The organism is Phenylobacterium sp. (genome assembly GCF_025351295.1).
GTDB lineage: Bacteria > Pseudomonadota > Alphaproteobacteria > Caulobacterales > Caulobacteraceae > Phenylobacterium.
On record NZ_JANXWD010000010.1, the window covers coordinates 1 to 17993 of the forward strand.

The following is a 17993-nucleotide window of genomic DNA, read 5'->3' on the forward strand; positions in this document are numbered from 1 at the left end:
GTCGTGCTTGCGCTGATTTGAGAGGTTCTTAGCCTCGTCCCACTCAAACCGGACGCCGGTCATGGCTTCAATGTAGTTATGAAATTGTAATTACACAACCTGGAATTCGAGGCCGCTAAATCTGCCGGGCCCGGCCTTCCCAGTAGGGGGCGCGGACCTTGTTGCGCTGGATCTTGCCGGCTTCGGAGCGGGGCAGGTCGGTGACGAAGTCGACGCTGCGCGGGACCTTGAAGGCCGGCAGGCTGGTCCGCGCATGGGCGAGGATTTCCTGGGCCAGGGCGTCCGAGGGCGCATAGCCTTCCTTCAGCAGGATCACCGCCTTCACCTGCTCGCCCCATTCATCGTGCGGGATGCCGACGGTGGAAGAGTCCGCCACGGCGTCGTGCTTGATCAGTTCGTTGTCGACTTCCTGCGGATAGATGTTCACCCCGCCGGAGATGATCGTCTCGGCGTTGCGGCCGGTGAGGAACAGGTAGCCGTCTTCGTCGAAGTAGCCGACGTCGCCCATGGTGAAATAGTCGCCGACCCGGTTGGCGTTGGTCTTGGCCTCGTCCTTGTAATAGGTGAAGCCGCCGCCGGGCGGCAGCTGGTGGTAGATGCCGCCGGGCACGCCGGTGGGCAGTTCGGCGCCCGCCTCGTCGAGGATCTTGGAGCCGAGCAGTGCGGGGCGCTTACCGACGCTGCCGGGCTTGGCGAGCCATTCCTCGGAGCTGATCACAAAGCCCGCGCCGCCCTCCGAGCCCGCGTAATATTCGCTGAGGACGGGGCCGAACCAGTCGATCATCGCGGCCTTCACCTCCGGCGGGCAGGGCGCGGCGCCGTGGACGATGTAGATGACGCTGGAGAGGTCGTACTTGGCCTTCACATCGTCCGGCAGGGCCAGCAGGCGCTGGAACATGATCGGCACCAGGTGCAGGTGACTGACCCGGCGGTCATGCATCAGGCGAAGGACGGTCTCGGAGTCCCACTTGTCCATGAACACCAGCTCGCAGCCGGCGCCCATGGCGCCGCGGACGTCGAAGGCCAGGGGGGCTGCGTGATAGGCCGGGCCCGCGCAGAGCTGGACGGAGGTCGCGTGATCGTAGCCGCGCATGGCGTAGAGGCCCTGCACCGCGACCACCGGCTGGGCGCGGTAGACGCCCTTGGGCCGCCCGGTCGTGCCGGAGGTGTACATCATGGCGTTGCCGAGGACCGGGTCGGCGATGTCGCCGCCATCCAGCGAGCCCAGCGCCGCGTCATAGTCCAGGAAGCCCGGGATCACGCCGCCGATGGCGACCTTGACCAGGACGTTCGGCGCCTGGGCGACCGCGGCGGCGGATGAGGCCACGCGCGCTTCGCAGAACACCGCCTTGGCCTCGCAGTCGTTGATGATGTAGGCGATCTCCTCGGCGTTCAGGTGCCAGTTGACCGGGGTGATCCGCAGGCCGGCGCGCTGGGTGGCGGCCAGCACCTCGACGAACTCGGACCGGTTGGAACAGACCAGGGCGACGGAGTCGCCGTCCTTCAGGCCGTTGGCCCGCAGCAGGCGGACGATCCGGTTGGCTGCGGCGTTGACCTCGCCGAAGCTGTGGGTCCTGCCGGAGGGGTCGTGGATGAACACCGCGTCGGGCTTCAGGTCGGCCCAGACGGCCAGGGTCATGCCGCTGACCGCCGCGGCTTCCAGCCGGTCGTCGAGGCTCACGCGGTCCTTCAGGTCGTCCATCAAATCCTCCCCGGCGCCTGACGCAAATCGGCGCGATCAATGACTATTGGAGGCCGCGGCGGGCGGGACGAAATGATCCCCGTCCCATGGTGTCGGCGGCCTCGCGGCCACCATCACATGAGACAAAGCGGGCGACAATTGGCAGCTATCCAAAGGTCTTTGAGGCCCAGCGCCAGGCCAGATACCCGGCGCTGGCGCCGAACGCGGTGAGCAAGGTTCCCCAAGAGATGTCGATCACGGTGATGCGGGTGGCCCAGACCTTCAGCGTCGCCTGGTTGGTCAGGTCGTAGGTGGCGTAGCACATGGCGCCGAGCAGAGCGCCGGCCAGCGCGGTCTTCGCCAGGCCGGCGTCGCGATTGGGCAGGACCGCCAGCAGAACGACGCCCAGCACATAGACCAGATAGAAGATCACCGCCGCGGGCAGGGCCGGCTTGTCGGCCAGGGCATAGTCCAGCGTCGGGCGATAGACCTTCTGGCCGGCCAGCGTCAGATAGACCGCGTCCAGCGCCGCGAACGCCAGGCCGGTCCCCAGGTAGGTGATCAGGTATTTGAGCATTTCGTGTTCCCTCCCCCATCCCTGTCATCCCGGCCGCAGCGAAGCCCCCGGGCTCGGCCGCAGGCCGACCCAAGGACAGGCTCCGATCCGGGACCCAGGAGGTTCATGCTGTGCGGTTGCTCCTGGGTCCCGGATCAGCCTGCGGCCGTCCGGGATGGCAGGATTGGTTGGGTCGCTACGCTGGTCTCAATCTGTAGTGGCTGACGCCCCACTCCTCGCCGCCACGGTGACCGAAGAGGCCGGCGGTAGCCAGGAAGAACAGCCGCCAGCGCCGGTGCCAAAGCACCGCCTGGTCGCCATAGACGGACTTCAGCACGGGGCGGATGGCGGCGACGTTGCGGTCGTAGTTGGCCAGCCAGTGCAGCGCGGTCTTGGCATAGTGGGCGCCGCTCCAGCGCCAGTCCTGCTCCACCGTAAACAGGTCGGGGAACTGGGCCATCAGGCCGTGGCTGGGCATCACGCCGCCGGCGAAGAAATGCTGGGCGATCCAGTCGGCCTCGTCCTCCACATCGAAGCGGTAGGGGCCGGTCTTGTGCGTGAAGATGTGAATGAACAGCCGGCCGTCGGGCTTCAGCCAGCCGCGCACGCGGGTGAGCAGGGCGCGCCAGTTGGCCATGTGCTCGAACATCTCCACGGAGACGACGCGGTCGAAGCCACCAGTCTTTAGCAAGGGGGCTGGCGGCTCGAAGTCGTTCATGTCGGCGGTCACGACGGTGAGGTTGGTCAGGCCCTCGGCGGCGGCGCGGCCGCGGATGAATTCGCCCTGGCTGGCGGAGTTGGACACCGACGTGATCTTCGCGTTCGGCAGGGTGCGGGCCATCCACAGCGACAGCGAGCCCCAGCCGCAGCCGAGCTCGAGGATCTGTTGCCCGTCCCGCAAGTCAGCGTGGGCGACGGTCTCGGTGAGCGCGCGGTCCTCGGCCTGGCCCAGGGTGTCGCCGGGCGCGTAGAGGCACGAGGAATATTTCAGGCGCGGGCCCAGGCAGTTGAGGAAGAACTCGGCGGGGACTTCGTAGTGCTGCTCGTTGGCCGCGTCGGTATGCTCGGCGATCGGCCGCTCGGCCATCTGGCGAGCGAAGGCGGCGTCGGCGTCGGGGCCGGCCTGGGCGGCCTGGCGGCGCGCGCCGGAGACCAGAATCTGGATCGCGGCCTTGCGGACCGGATCGGGCAGGGGCGCGCCTTCGAAGGCGGTCAGGGTGTTGGAGACGAGACTCATGCGGGTCCTTCAGGAGGCTTTTGGCGGGCCGGAGGTCTTGGGCGGAAACGGGAAGAAGGCGGAAACGCGCGCCTGATAGCGGCGATAGGCGTCGCCCTTGGAGGCGACCTGCGCGGTCTCCAGCGGCGGGATGCCGGAGATGCGGGTGAGCAACAGGTACATGACCACCGGGGCGGTCAGCGTCAGCAAGGTGATCGGCCGACCGGGATCGAGCCCGATCACCGGATAGGCCAGCCAGCTCAGCCATTCGAAGAAGTAGTTGGGGTGCCGCGACCAGCCCCAGAGGCCGATGTCGGCGACCTTGCCGGCATTGGCGGGGTCGGCCTTGAAACGCTTCATCTGAGCGTCGGCCAGGCCCTCGCCGAGGATCGCCAGCATCAGGACCGCGACGCCCAGCACATCGCGCAGCGCCAGATCATGGCCCGGCGTCCGCGCGGCAAGGAGCACCGACAGGCCGAGCAACGCCGCGGCCGGCGCCTGGGGCAGGCTGACGAACAGCATGTTGCGCGGGTAGTCCTTGCCCCACTCGGCGCGGAATTTGGCATAGCGCGCATCCTCGGCGTGGCGGCTGACGCGCGCGGCGATGTAGCCGCCCAGGCGCAGCGCCCAAAGCGCCACCAGGGCCGCCACCAGCCACTGGCGTGGCTGCGGTCCAGGGTAGGCTTCCAACGGGAACAGGGCCGCCGCCGCCAAGGTGGCGCCCGTGCCGAACGTCCAGAAGACGTCGGTCCAGCCACCGTTCCTGCGGGCCAGGCCAAACGCCCAGGCGCAGAGCATGACCAGCGTCATCGCCACGAGCACAACGAGACTCAGAACCCAGACCATGTTCGACGCACTTTCCACTGAAGCGATACGCAGTCATACCTTGGCTCGGATGCATCCGCTCGGGGAAGCCTTCCGTAGCTGCAAAGACGCCAAGCCGCCTTTCGCGGCCGGCGAGGAATTGACCAAGAGGTTGCGGTGTTCGATTCGGATGAGCGTCGTCTGCGGGTCGCGGTGGTCGGCGGCGGGATCGCGGGGCTCTCGGCGGCCTGGTTGCTGTCCAAACGCCATGACGTGGTGCTGTTCGAGGCCGACAACCGGCTAGGCGGCCACGCCAACACCACAGACGCGCCGCATCGCTCGGGCGGGGCGACGCCGGTCGATACCGGCTTCATCGTCTTCAACGAGCCCAACTATCCGAATTTCACGGCTCTGCTCGAGTACCTGCAGGTGCCCTCGATCCCCGCCGACATGTCGCTGTCGGTCAGCCTGGACGACGGCGGCTTCGAATATTCCAGCTTCGGCCTGGGCGGAGTGTTCGCCCAGAAGCGGAACATCTTCTCCGCGCGGTTCTGGGGAATGTTGCGCGACATCAGCCGCTTCTATCGCCACGGGCCGAAGGACCTGGCCGCGCTGGAAGCGCCGCTGACCTCGCTCGACGACTACCTGGCCCAGAAGGGCTACTGTCAGGCGTTCCGCGACGACCACCTGCTGCCGCAGGCCGCGGCCATCTGGTCGACGCCGCTGCAGGAGATCGGCCGCTACCCGGCGGCCTCGCTGATCCGCTTCTTCCTGAACCACGGGATGATGAGCATCGTCGGCCGCGGCCTGTGGCGCACCGTGGCGGGCGGCTCGCGGGCCTATGTGGAGAAGCTGTCGGCGGCCTACCGCGGCGAGGTCCGCAAGGGCGTCCGCGTGGCCGGCGTCCGCCGCGACGCCAATGGCGCGGAACTGCGCCTGGCCACCGGCGGCCGCGAACGCTTCGACGAGGTGGTGATCGCCACCCACGGCGACATGGCGCTAAGCCTGCTGGACGACGCCAGCCTCGAGGAGAAGCGCCTGCTGGGCTGCTTCCACTACAGCCGCAACCTGGTGGCCCTGCACACCGACACCTGCCTGATGCCCAAGCGTCGCCGCGCCTGGTGCAGTTGGAACCACATCGGCATGCGCGATGCGCCGGGCGAGGGCGCGGTCAGCTACTGGATGAACCGGCTGCAGAGCCTGAAGAACGCGCCCGACATCTTCGTCACGCTCAATCCCAACAAGGAGATCGCGGCGAACAAGCTGATCCGCACGGAGGTCTACGACCACCCGCTGTTCGACGCCGGCGCGGTCGCCGCCCAGCAGGAACTCTGGGATATCCAGGGCGTGCGGCGGACCTGGTTCTGCGGCTCCTATTTCGGCCACGGCTTCCACGAGGACGCCCTGCAGTCGGGCCTGGCGGTGGCCGAACAGCTGGGCGGCGTGCGCCGGCCCTGGACGGTCGACGGCGAGTCGAGCCGCATCCACGTGCGCGGCCCCGCGCTCACGGAGGTCGCCGCCTAGTGTTCGCGTCCGGGCTCTATCCCGGGGTGGTGACGCACACCCGGCTGAAGCCCCGGCGCCACGCGCTGCGCTACAACATCTTCATGCTGCTGCTGGACCTGGACGAGCTTCCCGCGCTCGACCGGGGCCTGAAGCTGTTCTCGCTGAAGGGCTTCAACCTGGTGGGCTTCGACCCCGCCCGGCACGGAGACGGGTCGGCCACGCCGCTGAAGGCCCAGGTGGAGGCCCAGCTCGCCGCCGCCGGCATCGCCCATGGTGGGCCGGTGCGCATCCTGGCCATGCCGCGCATCCTGGGCGCCGGCTTTAACCCGCTGACGGTGTTCTACTGCCACCGCCCGGACGGGGCGCTGAGCGCCATCCTGTACGAGGTCAACAACACCTTCGGCGAGCGGCACAGCTATCTCATCCCCGCGGACGACGCCCCGGTGCTGACGCAGGCCTGCGACAAGGGCTTCTACGTCTCGCCGTTCATGGACATGGACCTGAGCTACGCCTTCCGCATGCGGCCGCCGCGATCCCAGGCGGCGGGCGATCAGGTGCAGGTGCTCATCAACGTCGACGACGCCGAGGGCCGGGTGCTGGCGGCGGGATTCGCGGGCGGACGGCAGAACCTCTCCGACCGCAACCTGCTCCGCGCCTGGCTGACCCATCCCTGGATGACCGCCGGCGTGCTGGCGGCGATCCACTGGGAGGCGATCTTCATCTGGCTCAAGGGCGAGAAGATCCGTCAGCGCCCGCCGAAGCCGGCCTGCGCGGTCACGGTGGTGACGCCGGCGCTGCAGGCGGTGGCGTAGGCGCGAAACCGGCCGCCGGCCGCGCCCCGGCCGCCTGGGGTTCAATGAACCAAGCGGCGTCGTTGCGCCTTATCAAGGCGCACGCCACATTCCACGGCATCCTGGCCGTCGTGGTGCAAAGGACCCCTCTGAGATGAGCCCGATCCAACGCTTTTCGCGCCTGGCGCTGCTGCTGGTCATTCCGCTGGCCCTGGCCGCCTGTGGCGTCAACTCGATCCCGACCAAGGAAGAGCGGGCCAAGGCGCAATGGGCGGAGGTGCAGAACCAGTATCAGCGCCGCGCCGACCTGGTCCCCAACCTGGTGGCGACGGTGAAGGGCTATGCGGCCCAGGAGAGCTCGGTGCTGATCGGGGTCACTCAGGCCCGCGCCGGCGCCCTGCAGGTGAAATCCGACGCCAGCATCACCACCGACCCGGCGGCGTTCCAGCGCTATGCCGCCGCCCAGAACAGCCTGTCCCTGGCGCTGGCCCCGATGCGGGTGCTGCAGGAGAACTATCCGGACCTGAAGTCGAACGAGAACTTCATGGCCCTGCAGAGCCAGCTGGAAGGGACCGAGAACCGTATCGCGATCGCGCGCCGCGACTACAATGAGGCGGTGCGCGACTTCAACACCACGCTGCGGACCTTCCCGCAGGTGATCTGGGCCAAGACCCTGTACGGGTCGTCCAAGCCGATGGAACTGTTCCAGGCCACCGCCACCGCCCAGTCCGCCCCCACCGTGGACTTCGGCGCCCCGCCGGCCGGGGCGGCCCCCGGCTCCGCGCCGCCGAAGTAGTCGGGTGCGTATCTCCCGTTCATGGGCGGCGGCGCTCACCCTCCTCATCCTCCTCCCCGCCCTGGCCTTGGCCGCGCCGACGTTTCCGCCGCTGAGCGGACGGGTCGTCGACAACGCTCACCTGCTGTCGCCCCCGGCCCAGCAGAAACTGACCGAGGAACTGGCGGCGCTGGAGCAGCAAACCGGACATCAGGTGGTGGTGGCGACCCTGCCGGACCTCCAGGGCTACGAGATCGAGGGCTACGGCTACCAGCTGCTCCGCACCTGGGCCATCGGCCGCAAGGGCCAGAACGACGGCGTGATCCTGATCGTCGTCCCCAGCCTGAAGAAGGTGCGGATCGAGGTCGGCTACGGCCTGGAGCCGGTGATGACCGACGCGGTCTCCAGCCTGATCATCCAGCGCAAGATCCTGCCGGCCTTCAAGGCCGGCCGCTTCGATCAGGGCGTGGTCGAGGGGACCGAGGCGATCGTTCACCAGATCGGCCTGCCTGCGGACCAGGCCCAGGCCCAGGCCGCCCAGGCGGACCGACAATCCGCGCCCGCGCCATCCGGCGGCGGCTTTCCGATCCCGATCGTCTTTGTCGTCGTCATCGTGTTCTGGGTGCTGAGCGGCGTGCTGCGGATGTTCGGTGGGCGGCGGCGGTTCGGCGGCAGCGGCCTGTGGTGGCTGCTGCCCTTCTTCCTGTCGGGATCGAGCCGCGGCGGCGGCGGATGGGGCGGTGGTGGTGGCGGCGGCGGGTTCTCCGGCGGCGGCGGATCGGGCGGCGGCGGCGGCGCCTCGGGGAGCTGGTGAGATGAAGACGCCCCTGCTCAGTCCCGCCGACCTGGACGCCGTGGAGGCCGCGGTGCGCGCCGCCGAGGTCCGCACCACGGGCGAGATCTACTGCGTGGTGGCCGAGGAGAGCTCGGACTATCACGCCACGCCGCTGGCCTGGGCGGCGGGCGTGGCGCTGCTGGCGCCGGCGGTGCTGCTGCTGGCCGGGCTGCACGTCACCGCGCCGGACATGAGCCGCTTCGGCGGCTGGACGGCCGACCAGGTCGAGGGCATCGGCGAGGCCACGGCGCGGGCGGCCCTGGTCGGCACGCTGCTGCTGCAGGGTGTGCTGTTCGTGGTCACCCTGCTGGTGGTGTCCATCCACCCGATCCGGCGCGCCCTCACCCCACGCGGCATGAAGCGCGACCGCGTGCGGATGCGGGCCGAGGAGCAGTTCATCGCCAAGAACCTGCACGCCACCCGCGAGCGCACCGGGGTGCTGATCTACGTCTCGGCGGCCGAGCGGATGGCCGAGCTGATCGCCGACGAGGCCATCCACGCCCAGGCGCCGGACGGGACCTGGGACAAGGCGCTGGCAGCGCTCACCGCCGGCCTGCGGCGCGGCGAGGCGGCGGCCGGGTTCGCCGCGGCGATCGGCCAGTGCGCCGATGTCCTGGCCGAGCGCTTCCCCGCGCGGCCGGACGACAACCCCAACGAACTGCCCGACGCCGTGGTGGTCCTGCCGCGCCCCTGAGGCGGGTTGGGGCGCTCCTCCGCCTTTTCCCTACGGGTGTCATCCCGGTTTCGCCGCAGGCGAAGACCGGGACCCACGACCGGTCGCCGCGGCGGGACGGCCGCGGACTGCCGAGCCTGATCGTGGGTCCCGGTCTTTGGCGGCGCCAAAACCGGGACGACACAGTTGGGAGGAGTGGCGGCGGGCGTCTATGCGATGTCTGCCGCGCAGCGGCCGGCTGACCGACTGCCGTCTGCGTTATGTAGTGAAACTACTGCACGAAATCCGGGGCCGTCTCCGGACGCCGTTGGAATCCATGATGCTTTTCCGCCGCCCGTCGCTTTGCCGGATCGCCGCCACGGAGTAGCATACCGCAAAATCGGGAGACGCGGGCCATGGCCTATACCCTCAACGTCAATGGGCAGGCGCTGAACGCCGACGTGGACGGCGATACGCCGCTGCTGTGGACGCTGCGCGATACGCTGGGAATCGTCGGGCCGAAGTTCGGCTGCGGCGTCGCCGCCTGCGGGGCCTGCACCGTGCACATCGACGGTCAGCCGATGCGCTCGTGCCAGATCCCGACGGCCAGTGTGGGCGCCGCCAAGATCGCCACCATCGAGGGCATGGCGACCCACCCGGTGGGCAAGAAGGTGCAGGCGGCCTGGATGGAGCTGGACGTCGCCCAGTGCGGCTACTGCCAGCCCGGCCAGATCATGTCGGCCACCGCCCTGCTGGCCAAGACACCCAAGCCCAACGACGCCCAGATCGAGGCGGCGATGAGCGGCAACATCTGCCGCTGCGCCACCTACGTCCGCATCCGCGCCGCCATCAAGCACGCCTCCGGGCAGAAGGTGGAAGTCTAGCCATGACCTTCCAAGCCACCGGCGCGAACCGCCGCGAAATCCTGACCTCGGTCACCGCCGCCGGCCTGACCCTCAACTTCGCCCTGGCGCCCAAGGCCGGCGCGGCGGCGGCCGGGGTCGGCGCGCTGAACGCCTACGTCCGCGTCGCCCCCGACGGCATCGTCACCATCGTGGCCAAGAACCCGGAGATCTGTCAGGGCATCAAGACCAGCCTGCCGATGATGATCGCCGAGGAGCTGGACGTGGACTGGAAGAACGTCCGCATCGAGCAGGCCGACAACGATCCCAAGGCCTATGGCCGCCAGTTCGCCGGCGGTTCCATGGCGACGCCGCTGCACTGGGACGAGCTGCGCAAGGTGGGCGCGGTCGCCCGCCTGATGCTGATCCAGGCCGCCGCCCAGGCCTGGAACTGCGGTCCCGGCGACTGCACGACCACGCCGGGCACGGTGGTCAACACCAGGTCCGGCAAGAAGCGCACCTACGGGTCCCTGGCCCTGGCCTGCGCCAACATCCCGGCGCCGGACCCCAAGACGGTCGTCCTGAAGGACCCGATGGACTACCGGATCATCGGCAAGTCCATGCCGCAGTACGACACCGCCAGGATCGTCACCGGCCAGCCGCTGTTCGGCATCGACGTCCGGCGGCCGGGGATGCTGTACGCCACCTACGTCAAGGGCCCGGTGTTCGGGGCCAAGGTCGGCAGCGCCGACCTGGACGCCGCCCTGGCGGTGAAGGGCGTCAAGAAGGCCTTCGTGGTGCAGGGCGACTCCGCCGCCGTGATGCCGACCGGCGGCAATATCGGCTCCGGCCTCGTGCCGGGCGTCGCCGTGGTGGCCGACACCTGGTGGGCGGCGCGCAAGGGCCGGAATAAGCTGAAGGTGCAGTGGGCCGAGCACCCGACCTCGACACAGTCCAGCGCGGGCTTCGCGGCCAGGGCCAAGGAGTTGGCGGCCGGCCCGCCGCAGCGCAACGCCCGCAACGACGGCGACGTCGAGGCGGCGCTCAAGGGCGCGGCCAAGACGGTCGAGGCGGCCTACGCCTATCCCTTCCTGGCCCACTCCCCGCTGGAGCCGCAGAACTGCACCGCCGAGTACAAGGACGGCAAGCTGGAGATCTGGGCCCCGACCCAGTTCCCCGAGCCGGGCCGCCAGCTCTGCGCCAAGACCCTGGGCATCAAGCCCGAGGACATCACGGTCCACATGACCCGCTGCGGCGGCGGCTTCGGCCGGCGGCTGGGCAACGACTACATGGTCGAGGCGGCCTGGATCGCGCGGGAGACCGGCGCGCCGGTGAAGCTGCTGTGGAGCCGCGAGGACGATATCCAGCACGGCTTCTTCCGGCCCGGCGGCTTCCACTTCTTCCGCGGCGGCGTCGACGCAGCGGGGAACCTGAGCGCCTGGCATGACCACTTCGTCAGCTATGGCGAGGGCGCGGGCTTCGCGTCCAGCGCCGGCATGGCGACCACGGAATTCCCGTCGCGCTTCGTGCCGAACTACCGCCAGGACGTCAGCGTCATGCCGCTGGGCATGCCGACCGGGCCGATGCGGGCGCCGGGCTCGAATGCGCTGGCCTTCGTGCACCAGTCCTTCATCGACGAACTGGCCCACGCGGCCGGCGCCGATCCGCTGGCCTTCCAGATCAGGCTGCTGGGCGACAAGCCGGTGGTCGGCGAGGCGCCGGGCGCCTACGCCGCCGGGCGCATGGTGGGCGTTCTGAAGGCGGTGGGCGAGATGTCCGGCTGGGCGTCGCGGGGCAAGCTGCCCAAGGGCGAGGGCATGGGCGTGGCCTGCTACTACAGCCACATGGGCTATTTCGCCGAGGTGGCGCACGTGGCGGTCAGCCCGGTGGGCGAGGTGAAGGTGAAGAAGGTCTGGGTGGCCGCCGACGTGGGCCGCCAGATCGTCAATCCGATGGGCGCCATCAACCAGGTGCAGGGCTCGGTGCTGGAGGGCGTCAGCCACGCGCTGCACCAGCAGATCACCCTGGCGAACGGCCGCGTCGAGCAATCCAACTTCACCGACTATCCGCTGCTGCGCATCCACGAGGCGCCGGCCGTGGAGGTGAAGTTCGTGATTACCGACTACCCGCCCACCGGCCTGGGCGAACCCGCCCTGCCGCCCGCGATTCCCGCCGTGACCAACGCCATCTTCGCCGCGACCGGCAAGCGCGTCCGCACCCTGCCGATCACCAAGGACATGCTGAAGGCTTAGGGTCTGGCCCACGTCCGAAGTGGCGCCGATGGGGTTCGAGAGATCGGGAGAGGCCGCGCATGCCGACGGTGATGACGGTTTCGGGATCGCGCCTTGGTCATCGAACATCGCGTGGCGTTCAAGGAGGCCTGCAATGGGCATTTCGGTCCTGAAGCTCGATAGCGACGCCGTTGATGTTGAAACGACAGACCTGGCCCTACGCGTCGTGCTAGCCGACGGCCGCGAAGTGGCAGCGCCCCTGGAGTGGTTTCCGCGCCTCAGGGACGCCACACCCGGACAACGGAGCAATTGGCGGCTGATCGGCGGCGGACAGGGAATCCATTGGCCCGAAATCGACGAAGACATCGCTGTTGAGACGCTGCTTCGGTCAAGCTAGCGGCGCCGCCCGGACAGGCTGAAAGCATAGCAGCCCGGTAGACCGGTCCTTCAAGTCGCTTGGACTTGCCCACTGGGTTGGCATGATGCGTCCCAACAGATGTTTGAGGGACGCTCCACGTGAAGACGCTGCTGATCGCCAACCGGGGCGCGATCGCCGTGCGCATCGCGCGGACCGCCGCCGAGATGGGCCTGGCCACCGTGGCGGTGTTCTCGCGGGACGACGCCGCCTCGCTGCACACCCGCAAGACCGACCGGGCGGTGGGGCTGAAGGGCTCGGGTCCGGCGGCCTATCTGGACATCGACCAGGTGGTCGCCGCGGCCGTGGCGGCCGGCGCCGACGCGGTGCATCCGGGCTATGGCTTCCTGAGCGAGAACGCCGCCTTCGCCCGCGGCAAGGCGCTGAGCCAGGGGTCGAGCCCGGCCCTGGACGACGTCATCGACCCCGCCGACACCCGCCGCTGGATCCTGGGCGGCCTGGAGAGCATCCCGCCGATCCCGGTGCGCACCGGCAAGAAGCTGCGGTGGGTCGTCAGCCGGTAAAACAACGCGGCCAACCTAGATCGGGCAGCTCGCCACTTCGAGCTGCAGCATGGCCAGCACGCGGCCGAACCCGATGTACTGGCCCGTCATCATCGCCAGCTCCAGGAATTCGGCGTCGGTGAACAGGCAGCGCATGGCCTCGACGTCATCGTCGCCGATGTTGTGGTGGTCCAGCGCCATCTTCTCAGCGAAGTGGATCGCCGCCCGCTCGCGCGCCGAGAAGCCGGCGTCATCCGCGTGGTCGACGCCGGAGGCGGCTTCGTCCTCCGAGACGGTATCCGGCGCCATGCGGACGCTCTTGCAAAGGACACAGCCATTCAGCGTGGCGATGCGCAGGCGCACCAGTTCCTTCAGGCGCGGCTCGAGCACGCCGGCGGAGCCGGTGTGCCAGGGGTGGTAGAAGCTCTGGTAGGCCTGGACGAGCGCCTCGTTGGGCGCGAAGGCGCGGGCGAAGTGGCGGCCCAGCCAGTTTTCCTCCGGCGTCCCGTCATGGATCGCCTTCAGGTACGGCGGCAGGGCCTCGGGTTCGACGAGGGGCATGCGCGACATGGAGGCTTCTCCGTGATCCTGGGTTGGAGGGGTCTCAAATTGGACACGCGATGCCGCTGCGTCAGTCCACAAGATGGTCCGTCATGCGGCGTGAGGCGCGTGAGGTAGGGCTGGCCTTGCGGTGGCCGTGCATCGGGGGCTGTGTGATCCTGATCGCGAACGTCCATCGGGAGCCGCGCCATGATCAAGTTGGTCTATGTCATCGTCCGCCGGTCGGACCTCTCGAGCGAGGCGTTCACCGATCATTGGCTGACCCGCCACGGTCCGCTGGTGGCGTCCCACGCCGGCGCGCTGCGGCTCCGGAAATATGTCCAGAGCCATCTCTTCGACCACCCGTCCAACGAGGCCATGCGCGCGGCCCGCGGGATGCTGCCGCCCGTGGACGGCGTCACGGAGGTCTGGTGGGACTCGCTCGCCGACTTCCAGGCGGCCTATGCGACGCCGGAGGGCGCCGTCGCCGGCGCGGCCCTGGGGGCGGATGAGGCGACGTTCATCGACTTCGCTCGCTCGTGCGTCTTCCTCACCGAGGAGCATCCGATCTTCGACCGGACCGGTGGCGAAGGCCTGGGCGCGGAGGCGCTGAAGGTGACCTACCTGCTGGCGCGGCGGAACGATCTTGACCAGCCCGCCTGCCATGCCACCTGGCTCAAGGACCATGGGCCGCTGGTGACCGGCTTCGCGGAGGCGCTGCACATGGCGCGGTACGTGCAGAGCCACGCCATCGCCCCGGAGCTGAACGCCGGCTTCCAGGCCGGAAGGGGCTACGAGCCGCCCCTCGACGGGATCACCGAGGTCTGGGTCAGGTCGCTCGCCGACCTCGGGCGCGGTGGCGAAACCGAGGCAGGGCGCCGCGCCAGCGCCGCCCTGGTCGAGGACGAGCGGCGGTTCGTGCAGATGGACCGCTCGCGATGCTTCCTCACGCGAGAACACCTGATCTTCGACCACACCGGCTGATCCGCGGCGAAGGTCGCGGGGCCCCGACGCCCTGGGTTAGGGTGGCGCCGGACATGACCGGCCCAACGCGGCCCCACCGAGGAAACGATCCATGGCTCCCATCCCCAAGCGCGGCACGGTCGCGGTCACCGGCGCGGCCGGGTTCCTCGGGGGCTGGGTGGTGCGCGGCCTGCTGGACAAGGGCTATCGGGTGCGGGCCTGCGTGCGCAACGCCGAGGACCTGACGCGGACGGGGTTCCTTCAGGCGATGCCAGGGTTCGCCTCGGGCCGGCTGACCCTGCACAGCGCCGACCTGGACCAGGGCGGGGCGTTCGACGAGATCTTCAAGGGCTGCCATGGCGTCACGCACATCAGCCACGTCACCAACTATGACGACGCCGCCTACGTGAGCCGGGTCTGCGATCACATCATCGCCAGCGTGAACGGGTCAGGCTCCGTGAGCCGGGTGGTCGTCACCTCCAGCATCGCCGCGATCATCTCGGAGGCCGACATCCAGGAGGTGGCGCGCCGCCCGGTGTTCTACGAGGATCGCTATCCGGACGAGATGAGCCCCAAGCGTACGCCCGAACGCGGCCAGGGCTATTCCATCGGCAAGCTGATCGCCGAGCGGACCTTCGCCGAGGCCGCTCAGCTCAGCGGCGCGTGGGACGCCATCACCTGCTGTCCGGGCGACAACGTCGGCCCGATCCAGTCGGCGCACCAGAAGGACATGGGCCCCTGGCAGCACCTGATCGAGCTGATGCTGAAGGGCGAACTGGTCCAGACCGGCGCCTACCGCCCCTGGATGACGGTCGACGTCCGCGACGACGCCGAGGCCCACATCCGGCTCCTGGAAAGCGCCTCGGTTGCGAACGGCCAGCGCTACATCGCCTGGTCCACCGACGCCCGGAACGTCGAGGACATCTGTGCCGACATCGACCGGCTGCTGCCGGAACTGCGCCACGACACTCCGGCGGTGACCGACCCGTTTCCCGATCGCATCAAGGCCCGCGAGGCGGAACTGCGGGCCATCTGGGCGGGCGCCGACCTGCGCAACGACCGCATTCGCGCCGTCACCGGGATGAGCTTTCGGCCGCTGGATCAGTCCATCCGCGACTGCGTGGAGGCCCTGCTATCGGTGGCGAAGGTAGAGGTGAAGCGGCGGGCGCCATAGCGCTCCTCGCCCCCCGCGAAGCGGAGAGGGAGAGGATAAAGGAGAGGGCCGGCTGGGCCTCTCGGTTCGCGCCGGCGGTTCCGCGAGGATCAGCGGCGGCGACGGGCATGGGTCATGGCTGGACCAACGGCGGATCACCTCTGCCAGCGCCGGCCCTCTCCCTCTCGCTTCGCGGGGGAGAGGAAGGCTCTAGCTTAGTCCGCCCCACGCTTGCCCTTCGACGGCGCCGCGGTGGGTTCCGCCACGGGCGCGGCGGCCTTGGCGGCGGCGACTTCGGCGGCCTGCTGTTCCTGGTGGCGTGCGCCCGCCAGGATCGCCGGCAGGGCGTAGTTCCCTTCGTGGCACGCGTATTCGTAGATGATCCCCTTCAGCGGGGAGAAGTCGTACTCGCCGCCCCAGGGCTTGTCCCAGGTGTCGGCGTCGTCCAGCTGAAAGCGATAGTTGATCCGGGTGGGCGACACGCGGGTGAACCACTCGGTGACCTTCAGGGTCTTCCACGACCCCATGAAGCCCTCCCGCTGCGGGAAGTTGGTGGTCTCGACCACCAGGGTGTTCCCCTCGTAGTGGCCGACGCTGTCGCCCATCCAGGGGCGGACGCCGTCCGTGCGGTGTTGCGCGCCCAACCGGACGATCCGCGCCTCGTGGATCATCTCCACCTGGATGACGACCGAGTCCGGGGTCTGAACGATCTGGTAGTTGTTGTTGTAGAAGCCGTTGGGCAGCATCGGCGCGGTGGCGTTGCGGCCGAAGCCCATGATGCAGCGCTCGCCCAGCGCGCGGGTCTCATAGCTGTCGTAGAGGTCCCGGTACTGGCCATAGCTGCCCCCACCACTGCCGCTGCCCTTGCGGGCCGGGGGCTGGCCGTTGGGCGTGGTCAGGATCGAGGTCCGGAACTCGCCGTTGACCTCCATGATGTTGGCGCCCGGATCCAGCCAGAAGGCGTTGTAGCCGCCCACGTCGCCCCCGGCGGCCGCGAAGTCCGGCCGGATCGCCAGCAGCTTCGACTCGCTCGGCTTCTCCGCATAGGTCTGGGTGGACGCCTTTGGATCGGTGGGCGCGTCCGCCTCTTCCAGCGCCTTGGCCCAGCTCGCCGCCGTCGCGCGGGCCTCCGCGGGCGACAAGGTCACCTTGTCCGTCAGGCGCGGGTTGCGGGTGAGCGGCGTGAGGGTGGCGTTGCTCCAGTAGCCGGACAGGTCGGGCTGGCCCCAGGCCGTCTTCGGCGGCGCCCAGCCGGGCTGCGGGATCGTCGGGTCGACGATCGGCGGGCCGCCCTTGGCGGCGGGCCCGGCCTGCGCGAGGCCGGACGCCGCGAGGGTGGTTCCCAGGGCGAGAATGAGTGCGCGTCGCATGACAACACCTCCGATGGGCGCGAGCTGAACGTCGTGGCGTTCTATCACGAACTCGCGCTTCCGCCCGGTCAGTTCCGCTGCGGCGAGGCGGCGCTTGATCTGTGGCCACGGCGCGCGCCGTATCCTCGCCGCGAGATCGGGGAGGCGCCGCACATGGACTTCACGCGACGAGGCGCCATCGGCGCGGCGGCGGCGGCCGGGTTGGCCGGGTGCAGCAAGGCCGTGCCGGCGCCCAGCCAGGGCAAGGCCGCGGTCCCGGGCGGGGACATCTGGTGGAAGCGGGTGGGGACCGGCGGCAAGACGCCGATCCTGACCCTGCATGGCGGGCCCGGCGCGGCGCACAACTACCTGCATTCGCTCGAGGCGCTGGCCACCGACCGGCAGGTGATCTTCTACGACCAGCTCGGCTGCGGCCTGGCCGACAGCCCGGCCGACGAGAAGATCTATACGATCCAGCGCGCGGTCGACGAGGTTGACGCGGTCCGGAAGGCTCTGGGCCTGGAGAAGATCATCCTGTTCGGCCACTCCTGGGGTGGGATGCTGGCCATCGAGTATCTGTGCCAGGGCCGCGGCAAGGGCGTCGAGAAGCTGATCCTCGGCGGGGCGCTGGCCAGCGTGCCGCAGGCGGCGGCCGGGCAGCAGCGGCTGATCGACCAGCTGCCGGACGGCAAGGGCGCGCGGCTGCATGCGCTGGAAGCGGCGCACCAGGAGGCCAGCCCCGAGTACCAGGCGATCACCGAGCTCTTCTACAAGCTCCACGTCTGCCGCGTGCCGCCCGACCCGGAGGCGCAGACGTCGTTCGACGCCCTCGGCCGGTCGATCGCCTACCGGGTGATGAACGGGCTGAACGAGTTCACCATCACCGGGGTGATCAAGGACTGGGACCGCCGCGCCGACCTGGGGAAGATCAGGCTGCCGACCCTGATCACCACCGGCGAGTTCGACGAGGTCACCCTCGACTGCCACCAGACCATTCGCGACGCGATCCAGGGCTCGCGGCTGGAGGTGATGGCGGACTGCTCGCACATGACCATGGTGGAAAAGCCGGACGCCTATGCGGCGCTGCTGAAGGGCTTCGTCTGAACTTTCCCTGCCCTTCATGCGGTGGGACAGGATCGCCCCACCTGCATGTGCCTGGCGATGGCTGACGTTGGGTCATG

Annotated in this window: 18 protein-coding genes; 12 read left to right on the forward strand and 6 right to left on the reverse strand. The window is 69.2% G+C overall.

Annotated features, from left to right (window positions below):
* Nucleotides 1–115: 115 nt before the first annotated feature.
* The 4 genes from Q0R13_RS01190 to Q0R13_RS01205 all read right to left on the reverse strand — a co-directional run bounded on the left by Q0R13_RS01190 (nucleotide 116) and on the right by Q0R13_RS01205 (nucleotide 4299).
* Nucleotides 116–1702, reverse strand: a complete 1587-nt coding sequence (locus tag Q0R13_RS01190) for an AMP-binding protein (RefSeq protein ID WP_293898227.1) — start codon at nucleotides 1700–1702, stop codon at nucleotides 116–118.
* 145 nt (nucleotides 1703–1847) lie between these two features.
* On the reverse strand, nucleotides 1848–2258 hold the full coding sequence (locus Q0R13_RS01195) for a DUF2177 family protein (protein ID WP_293898230.1): 411 nt from the start codon (nucleotides 2256–2258) through the stop codon (nucleotides 1848–1850).
* Nucleotides 2259–2433: 175 nt separating this feature from the next.
* Nucleotides 2434–3474 carry a cyclopropane-fatty-acyl-phospholipid synthase family protein gene (locus tag Q0R13_RS01200; RefSeq protein WP_293898233.1) on the reverse strand — a complete coding sequence of 347 codons (1041 nt, stop codon included), beginning with the start codon at nucleotides 3472–3474 and terminating at the stop codon, nucleotides 2434–2436.
* A 9-nt stretch (nucleotides 3475–3483) separates the two neighbouring features.
* Nucleotides 3484–4299, reverse strand: a complete 816-nt coding sequence (locus Q0R13_RS01205; RefSeq protein WP_293898236.1) for a DUF1295 domain-containing protein — start codon at nucleotides 4297–4299, stop codon at nucleotides 3484–3486.
* A 135-nt stretch (nucleotides 4300–4434) separates the two neighbouring features.
* Between Q0R13_RS01205 and Q0R13_RS01210 the strand changes: the two genes are divergently transcribed.
* The 9 genes from Q0R13_RS01210 (at nucleotide 4435) to Q0R13_RS22575 (ending at nucleotide 12828) form a co-directional block, all read left to right on the forward strand.
* On the forward strand, nucleotides 4435–5781 hold the full coding sequence (locus Q0R13_RS01210) for an FAD-dependent oxidoreductase (protein WP_293898239.1): 1347 nt from the start codon (nucleotides 4435–4437) through the stop codon (nucleotides 5779–5781).
* Nucleotides 5781–6575, forward strand: a complete 795-nt coding sequence (locus tag Q0R13_RS01215) for a DUF1365 family protein (protein WP_293898241.1) — start codon at nucleotides 5781–5783, stop codon at nucleotides 6573–6575. Before Q0R13_RS01210 ends, Q0R13_RS01215 begins: the two co-directional genes overlap by 1 nt.
* 133 nt (nucleotides 6576–6708) lie before the next feature.
* Nucleotides 6709–7350 (forward strand): LemA family protein, encoded by a 642-nt coding sequence (locus Q0R13_RS01220; RefSeq protein ID WP_293898244.1) that lies wholly within the window; start codon nucleotides 6709–6711, stop codon nucleotides 7348–7350.
* Nucleotides 7351–7354: 4 nt separating this feature from the next.
* The gene (locus Q0R13_RS01225; protein ID WP_293898247.1) at nucleotides 7355–8143 is read left to right on the forward strand and encodes a YgcG family protein; all 789 of its coding nucleotides are present in this window, start codon (nucleotides 7355–7357) and stop codon (nucleotides 8141–8143) included.
* A gap of 1 nt (nucleotide 8144) precedes the next feature.
* Entirely contained in the window at nucleotides 8145–8858 is a 714-nt protein-coding gene (locus Q0R13_RS01230; RefSeq protein ID WP_293898250.1) for a TPM domain-containing protein, read from the forward strand.
* A 374-nt stretch (nucleotides 8859–9232) separates the two neighbouring features.
* A complete protein-coding gene (locus Q0R13_RS01235) occupies nucleotides 9233–9700 on the forward strand; it encodes a (2Fe-2S)-binding protein (RefSeq protein WP_293898253.1) in 468 nt (155 codons plus the stop codon).
* A gap of 2 nt (nucleotides 9701–9702) precedes the next feature.
* Entirely contained in the window at nucleotides 9703–11910 is a 2208-nt protein-coding gene (locus Q0R13_RS01240; protein ID WP_293898256.1) for a xanthine dehydrogenase family protein molybdopterin-binding subunit, read from the forward strand.
* A gap of 133 nt (nucleotides 11911–12043) precedes the next feature.
* Nucleotides 12044–12286 (forward strand): DUF2442 domain-containing protein, encoded by a 243-nt coding sequence (locus Q0R13_RS01245; protein WP_293898259.1) that lies wholly within the window; start codon nucleotides 12044–12046, stop codon nucleotides 12284–12286.
* Nucleotides 12287–12405: 119 nt separating this feature from the next.
* Nucleotides 12406–12828, forward strand: coding sequence for a biotin carboxylase N-terminal domain-containing protein (locus Q0R13_RS22575; RefSeq protein ID WP_366852183.1), 423 nt, complete (start codon nucleotides 12406–12408; stop codon nucleotides 12826–12828).
* 15 nt (nucleotides 12829–12843) lie between these two features.
* Here Q0R13_RS22575 and Q0R13_RS01255 read toward each other — a convergent pair whose 3' ends face one another.
* A complete protein-coding gene (locus Q0R13_RS01255) occupies nucleotides 12844–13377 on the reverse strand; it encodes a carboxymuconolactone decarboxylase family protein (protein WP_293898262.1) in 534 nt (177 codons plus the stop codon).
* 180 nt (nucleotides 13378–13557) lie between these two features.
* Between Q0R13_RS01255 and Q0R13_RS01260 the strand changes: the two genes are divergently transcribed.
* Both Q0R13_RS01260 and Q0R13_RS01265 read left to right on the forward strand, forming a co-directional pair.
* On the forward strand, nucleotides 13558–14331 hold the full coding sequence (locus tag Q0R13_RS01260; protein WP_293898265.1) for an EthD domain-containing protein: 774 nt from the start codon (nucleotides 13558–13560) through the stop codon (nucleotides 14329–14331).
* A gap of 91 nt (nucleotides 14332–14422) precedes the next feature.
* On the forward strand, nucleotides 14423–15484 hold the full coding sequence (locus tag Q0R13_RS01265; RefSeq protein WP_293898268.1) for an NAD-dependent epimerase/dehydratase family protein: 1062 nt from the start codon (nucleotides 14423–14425) through the stop codon (nucleotides 15482–15484).
* 194 nt (nucleotides 15485–15678) lie between these two features.
* Here the strand turns inward: Q0R13_RS01265 and Q0R13_RS01270 are convergent, their stop codons facing one another.
* Nucleotides 15679–16833 (reverse strand): hypothetical protein, encoded by a 1155-nt coding sequence (locus Q0R13_RS01270; RefSeq protein WP_293898271.1) that lies wholly within the window; start codon nucleotides 16831–16833, stop codon nucleotides 15679–15681.
* A 153-nt stretch (nucleotides 16834–16986) separates the two neighbouring features.
* Here Q0R13_RS01270 and Q0R13_RS01275 point away from each other — a divergent pair, with 153 nt between their 5' ends.
* Nucleotides 16987–17916 (forward strand): proline iminopeptidase-family hydrolase, encoded by a 930-nt coding sequence (locus Q0R13_RS01275; RefSeq protein ID WP_293898274.1) that lies wholly within the window; start codon nucleotides 16987–16989, stop codon nucleotides 17914–17916.
* Nucleotides 17917–17993 lie beyond the last annotated feature (77 nt).

Excerpts from the sequence above, each read along its gene's own strand:
- Q0R13_RS01220 (WP_293898244.1), top strand. The coding sequence starts at position 6,709 with ATGAGCCCGATCCAACGCTTTTCGCGCCTGGCGCTGCTGCTGGTCATT.
- Q0R13_RS01200 (WP_293898233.1), bottom strand. The coding sequence starts at position 3,474 with ATGAGTCTCGTCTCCAACACCCTGACCGCCTTCGAAGGCGCGCCCCTG.
- Q0R13_RS01275 (WP_293898274.1), top strand. The coding sequence starts at position 16,987 with ATGGACTTCACGCGACGAGGCGCCATCGGCGCGGCGGCGGCGGCCGGG.
- Q0R13_RS01255 (WP_293898262.1), bottom strand. The coding sequence starts at position 13,377 with ATGTCGCGCATGCCCCTCGTCGAACCCGAGGCCCTGCCGCCGTACCTG.
- Q0R13_RS01205 (WP_293898236.1), bottom strand. The coding sequence starts at position 4,299 with ATGGTCTGGGTTCTGAGTCTCGTTGTGCTCGTGGCGATGACGCTGGTC.
- Q0R13_RS01190 (WP_293898227.1), bottom strand. The coding sequence starts at position 1,702 with ATGGACGACCTGAAGGACCGCGTGAGCCTCGACGACCGGCTGGAAGCC.
- Q0R13_RS01270 (WP_293898271.1), bottom strand. The coding sequence starts at position 16,833 with ATGCGACGCGCACTCATTCTCGCCCTGGGAACCACCCTCGCGGCGTCC.
- Q0R13_RS01195 (WP_293898230.1), bottom strand. The coding sequence starts at position 2,258 with ATGCTCAAATACCTGATCACCTACCTGGGGACCGGCCTGGCGTTCGCG.
- Q0R13_RS01260 (WP_293898265.1), top strand. The coding sequence starts at position 13,558 with ATGATCAAGTTGGTCTATGTCATCGTCCGCCGGTCGGACCTCTCGAGC.
- Q0R13_RS01230 (WP_293898250.1), top strand. The coding sequence starts at position 8,145 with ATGAAGACGCCCCTGCTCAGTCCCGCCGACCTGGACGCCGTGGAGGCC.
- Q0R13_RS01265 (WP_293898268.1), top strand. The coding sequence starts at position 14,423 with ATGGCTCCCATCCCCAAGCGCGGCACGGTCGCGGTCACCGGCGCGGCC.
- Q0R13_RS01245 (WP_293898259.1), top strand. The coding sequence starts at position 12,044 with ATGGGCATTTCGGTCCTGAAGCTCGATAGCGACGCCGTTGATGTTGAA.
- Q0R13_RS01235 (WP_293898253.1), top strand. The coding sequence starts at position 9,233 with ATGGCCTATACCCTCAACGTCAATGGGCAGGCGCTGAACGCCGACGTG.
- Q0R13_RS01240 (WP_293898256.1), top strand. The coding sequence starts at position 9,703 with ATGACCTTCCAAGCCACCGGCGCGAACCGCCGCGAAATCCTGACCTCG.